The sequence below is a fragment of the Bartonella sp. AD13SXNS genome (genome assembly GCF_042196465.1).
GTDB lineage: Bacteria > Pseudomonadota > Alphaproteobacteria > Rhizobiales > Rhizobiaceae > Bartonella.
Map to the genome: position 1 here is coordinate 1 of NZ_JBHIQI010000038.1, position 3864 is coordinate 3864.

Sequence of the window (3864 nt, forward strand, 5' to 3'; positions counted from 1 at the left end):
CCCGTTTTGTTGTTGGTCACATCCCCCGTCACGCTAAAGACTAAATCCTGCCCCGATGCCAATTGACCGCTATTTCCAAGCTCCCTCGTTTTGATCACGAAATCTCTGGCTGCTAAAACAGAAGTTGTCTCATCAACCATAACGCTTGGAGCAACAAAGAGAATATCTCCAGTCCCTCCCTGATCTGTCACAGCTTGTAGCCGCGCATTGTGAATATCAAGGGCATTGGTGCTTTGAAAGTCTAAACCGCCATAAGTCAATTCGCTCTCTGAGACATCAATATGATCTGCAATTAAATACAGCGTTTGCGGCGTGTAAATATGAGAACGATTATTGCTTAAATCGAGAGTGTTTGCCGTCAATCTCACATCCCCCTCAGCAGACAACACATTCTCAACACTGATCTCTCCTGATACCGATGTCAATGTTGCACTGCCATAGCCTATGACCTGATCATAATAGATGTCGTTGCCTGCAAAAATTTCAATATTGCCACCACTGGCAATCTGACCAACCTTCACCCCTTCTTTTGCTGTAATCAAAAGAAAGCCCTTTTCATCTAAAACAAGATCCCCTGAACCGCCCGTAGAAACGACACCTGTCATCAGTGTGCCTGCATCAAGGCTGCCAACCTTTAAAACAGCTTCTTCACCCGTCATCAGCGAAGAAAAGTCAACCGCCCCGCCCTCAATATTTGCCTTGCCATAGGCTAAAAGTTGCCCAAAATGAACGGGAGCATTTGTTGCTGGTTGTGCTTGAATGGCAACATTTTGATGCGACAGAATTGTTTGAGAAACAGATAGCCCATTATGAGAAACCAGGGTGATATCTCCTGCTCCATAAACACTTTCAGCAACAATCGCCCCTTGACTGCTCTGGAGATCAACATCCCCTTGGGTGCCAAGAACAACAACACCAGCAGCACCCGTTGCCGCCATATCAACCCCACCGGCTAAAAAATGAGCTTGTATATCACCACCGGCATGCGCCTTGAGATTCCCTTGCGCTAAAACAATCCCCTCAAGCTTCAAGTTTCCGCCCGATTCAAGAGCCATATCAGCGCCTGCCCCTAGCCCTGAAACTTGAAGTGTCTGGCGCGAAGAAAGCTCCATATTGCCCCCAGAGGTTGCCTTACCGGCAATCGATAAAAGCCCATCCTGCGCCTCTATCTTCAAATGACTATCAGCGCCAACCGTTTCTAACGTCACATCCTTATGGGCGGCAATATCAATATGCTTTTTCGAGGTGATGTGCTTTGCCAATACGCTCTGGCTTTTCGATTTGAGGACAACACCCCCATGACCAAAAACATTTTTCAACGAGATTTTCCCATCAGCAGAAAGATGCAACTGCCCCGCATTGGCTGCCATATCATGGCGCATGCGAACCCCAACACCTTTTTCTGTTGCCACAAGTTTTATTCTGTCCGCCTGTAGAGCCCCCAAAGCAGAACCATCTATCGCATATTCCGGTTTACCAGTAATATCGGTCAGTTCTTTCATTTCCCGTGAAGCATAATCAAAGTGACCTGTCCCTGCTGTCACACCAATTTCTCTGCCCGCAACAGCTCCTTCAAAATGCACTGTGCGTGAGACAATATCGACAATATCAACAGCCCCTTGACCAGAGAAAAAATTGGCTCCCTTTGCTCCAAAGGTAATATCCCCACCTCGCACCTCAAAGCCTTTCAAAAAACCGCTCGCATCAATTTCGGGAACACCTGTGGTTAAGGTCGCATGGGGCGTATTGATAAAGCCACAACCATCACAGCTTATCCCATTGGGATTGGCTATAATCACATCGGCTGGGCTCCCAAAAACCTCTCCTGGACCATGAAGCGCACTGCGCTTGCTGCTGGTCACTTCATTTAAAATCACTTTTGCCGAACCCGTGAAACGCAAATGCGGATTGCCCGGCATAATGCCCCCCAACTGCGATTGCCCTACTTCTTGCGCATGATTGTTCCAAATCACACCCGGATTTCCAATATTAAAATCGTTATATTTATTGTGCGATAAGCCCTTGCCATTGGGGGTAACAATATCAATCGAGGGAACCCCATTGGGCGCTGCCACTATATCTGGACGATGGGCGGCATTCGCGTTAGGATCCACAGTAATTTGCGCCTGTAACGCTGAAGATGCGAATAAACAAGAAAAACCAAGTCCCCCCAATAAAACCTTTTTGAGCATCGTACTGGAGACTAAAACACCTAATAAAGCTGCTCTTTCTGCTCTCTTCTCATATCTCATACGTTAACTCCCCAATAAAAAACGCTTAAAGTTCCATTGTTAATGTCATAAAAAATGTTCCTGATTTTTTGTGCTTAACTGTGCTCCAAAAAATACTGGAATAACTAGCATCAAGAGAGACCATGCCTCCCGCAAGCTTGACACCGGCTGTCCAACCGGCAAGCTGGTCACTCTTAATCCCATAAAAAGCTTGCGAAAACACACGCCCATAATCCAAACCAACATAAGGGCGAAGTTCTCCAAAAACCTTTTTGAAGGTCGCGTGATTGTTCCACGGAATGGTGCGTAACAACAAATCATTCCGGCTAAAAAAACCGTTATTGCCAAAAAGCAAACTCTCACGCGTGCCACGAACATTGGAAGCGCCCCCCAACGAAATCTGTTCAGCACCCAATAAATTATTTGGTGAATATTGACCACTCAAAAGATTGCTCAGTATAAAGTCCAGTCCCCCTACCTTAAAAGGCGTCATGACACTAAGCGTACCAGTAAATTTGGCAAATTGTGGCTCCGCATCCCCTGCCCCTGGCGCATGTTTCTTTACTGAATGAAACAAAGGGAGCCCTTGCAAATAACTCACATCAAAGGTCCAAGTCCCACCCAACATCTGGCGCGAATGCGAAATCCCAAAATTGGCGACGCTATATTGACGGCTGCCCACTTCAATCTTATTGCCAAGAAGGTAATTGTTGGTTCTTTTATAAGAAAGACCTAAATTCAAGGTTGTAAGGGAAACACTATCACGGTAAAGAACCCTGCTTGTACTGGCGTGCAACTCACTGGAATCCCCCGTCGTCTCAATATCGGTAAAATTGCCAGGGATTATGCTTTGGTAATTATAAACAGTGCCATTCAATCCAAAGGTCCAATAACCATATGGAATACTCACACTCGCTGAAATGTTATTGCTATGTCCTTCTTGCTTGCTCCCACCCCAATAATCGGGCTCACTGCGTTGATAGTTAAAATCCCACGCATCATTCATCCCTAAAATATTTTCTACCCTCAAGCCCGCACTATAACGCGCATAACCTGTAGAGGCTTGTCCCATATTGTCATGAGAAACAGTAACCTTGAACGTTTTATCGGGATGATTGTTAATATTGACAATGGTGCTGCCTTCTTCACGCCCTGGAAGAAGTTCGCTTTGAGCATGTGCTGAACTCAAACGGTTGATCTGATCAAGCCCCTGTTCAATATCGCGCATGTTCAGAACATGACCTTGAAGCCCAGGAAAAGCACTCCATACAACATTATTATAACGAGACGTCGGTGAACCATTATAGTAAATCTCTGAAAGTTTCCCCTCAACGACAACAAATTTGAGCGTCTTGCTGTTTTTGATATCTTGATCAGGAATATAAAAACGCGCCGTTACATAGCCTTGATCCAAATAAACTTTGGTTAACTTCTTGATTAAAAGCTGGATATCAAAAAGACCAATACATCTTCCAACATAAGGCTCTGTTACAGCTGATATAAAGCGCTTTTTGACATGATGCACCCCCTCAACAACAACAGCATGAATGGGAAAACATTGCTTCCCACCCAAAAGCATTTCTGGATTTTGCTCTGAAGGCGTCTTGATCCTTTTAGGCGTTAAAGACCGTAA

General features: G+C 45.3%; 2 protein-coding genes. Both read right to left on the reverse strand.

Annotation, left to right across the window (positions count from 1 at the left end):
* A partial coding sequence (locus tag ACFIMQ_RS09015) for a filamentous hemagglutinin N-terminal domain-containing protein (protein WP_375703887.1) occupies positions 1-2252 on the reverse strand: 2252 nt, incomplete at its 3' end.
* A 25-nt stretch (positions 2253-2277) separates the two neighbouring features.
* Positions 2278-3864 (reverse strand): ShlB/FhaC/HecB family hemolysin secretion/activation protein (locus ACFIMQ_RS09020; protein WP_375703888.1); only part of this gene is annotated, 1587 nt, incomplete at its 5' end.